Source organism: Vibrio sp. Vb0304, from assembly GCF_033338995.1.
Lineage (GTDB): Bacteria > Pseudomonadota > Gammaproteobacteria > Enterobacterales > Vibrionaceae > Vibrio > Vibrio alginolyticus.
Genome location: NZ_JAWOTT010000067.1, coordinates 1 through 2021 on the forward strand (window position 1 = coordinate 1; position 2021 = coordinate 2021).

2 protein-coding genes are annotated in these 2021 nt (G+C 48.5%); both read right to left on the minus strand.

What is annotated here, in order from left to right; translation table 11 throughout:
* Window positions 1-321 (minus strand): sodium:solute symporter family transporter (locus R7P35_RS23760; RefSeq protein ID WP_411978886.1); only part of this gene is annotated, 321 nt, incomplete at its 3' end.
* A 300-nt stretch (window positions 322-621) separates the two neighbouring features.
* The coding region (locus R7P35_RS23765) for a right-handed parallel beta-helix repeat-containing protein (protein WP_411978887.1) at window positions 622-2021 on the minus strand (1400 nt) is incomplete at its 5' end.

Genomic DNA, 2021 nt, shown 5'->3' on the forward strand with positions numbered 1-2021 from the left:
TACCCCTTCAGTCGGCGTATCGACACGCATTTGGCGGAAGCGGCGAGCAAAGTAGAAGTAAGCGAAAACGTACGCCACCATGTTGCCAACAAACACGGCCAATACCGCGAAGCCATCGTTAAACGCTTTACCCGCTGCACCGGTAAACGTCCATGCAGAGAACTGAGTCATAAATGCTGTGGCACCAACCATCCACCAAAGCATCTTACCGCCCCCGCGGAAATAGTCGCTGGTACTATTGCTTGCCATTTTTTTGAACAGCAAGCTGATTGCCACCATCAGGGCAAAGTAGCCTGCTATTACTAAGTAATCGTATTCCATAATAGAAACCTCGAAACGCTGTTTTAATTTAGATAAATTATATTTTCAAAAAACAAAACTAACTGAGACAAAAATCAAAACAACGGTTCATTTTTTATTTTTTGCGCTCAAACGTGATGAAGATCAATAGTGAGCGTCTTGTAAATAACTGCGGATCCATACTCGTCGTTGCTGCATTCCCTTAGTTAATCTTAGAACCAAAAAGAGATTGTCACTGACAAGTCGAAAAGCGTAAAAATGCGACCGTTGTAAGGTGAGTTTTGACGAAAAAAAGGGCTCCTGAGAGCCCGTGGTTACTCGTTAGTGAATAAGTTGCTTAAGCTGCATCGCCTCTTGCTTACCTGGAATGGCTTGTTGGGTATCAATCACCGACGCTTGCTTTAATGGCGCGAGCGTTTTGCTGTCGACCGCTTTGCCATCACTGGTGTAAGTCGTGCCATTTTCGACCAACGCATTGCCAGTCGATTTCGCACTGTTGATCACGTCGTCATATTTGCTGCTGACGTGGAATCGGTAAGAACGGTTATTGGTGAACGTGCCTTGCTCAATCTCGCCGGAATATGGGCTCTTACGGAACAAGTAGTTGAAGCGCTTGTTATCAATCGACACGTTGTCGCTCAATACCAGTGCACCAGGGTTAAAGTTGTCCGTAAATCCGTCCATGTTGTTATTGAAAGACAAGCTGTTTTTCACCACATGTGGAACCGGAATCCCCTCGCCGCCTAGCTTGAAGCCGTTACCAATCGTGCCACCCTTGTTGGCAACATCGAGTGTGCGCCCGTTGCTGAACGAGATGGAATCCAAAATAGTCACCGCACCGTTTGCGCCATCTTCCACTTTGTTGAACAAGTCCCAACCGTCATCAATGTTGTGGTGAGACAAACAACGGATGAAGGTGTTGCCATCGCCGATGCGCATCTTGGCCGCAAAACCGTCTGCGTTGATCTGCGAACGATCCATGTTGTTGTAGCTTTCGCTTTCAATCACTTGGTTGTAACTTGCCCACAGTGCGCGGCCAATGTTTTCAGGAGAGGTGATCACGAAACCAGTATCTGGCGCGCCGTGTGTCACCATTTTTTCGAAGGTGTTGTGGCTACCATGAACAATGAACTGCGCACCCGCAACTTCAATACCTTGGTAATGCCAGTAATTTCCCTCGTGACGAAGTTCCGAAACAAAGCGAACATTGTCTCCTTCCGCACGTAGGTGCTTGAGCTTGTCGGCACTGCCACTAGCCGTCAGTGGGATTTCCATCCCTTGGTAGTCGCCATCTTTCAAAATGATGGTGCCACCAGTAGGAAGCAGTTCTACTGCGGTAGCTAAATCAAGCGGTTGCGCTTGAGATCCGTTGCCTTTGTCGCTGCCGTTTGGTGCAACATACAGCGTCATTGGGTCTGGCAGAGAAACAACGTCAACGCTGTAACGGTGCGCTTGTGTCTCTTTGTTTGGGCCGTCAATGGCGGTGAATCTCACTTCCATTTGATTCGCGCCGCTATCGAGAGTCAGCCACTGGCTGAACAACTCGCCCGCCGTCACGGTTTGCTTCGCAACCACTTTGTCATTGTGCAGAACTTCAAATTCGCCCGAGTAGTTGGCACGAGCTTGAACCGGATACTCCTTGGTTGCAGATCGAGGTGAAGAAGCGATTTGGAATACCAATTCTCCCTGCTTGGCCGCGTATTTTGGAGCGTCCACGGTAT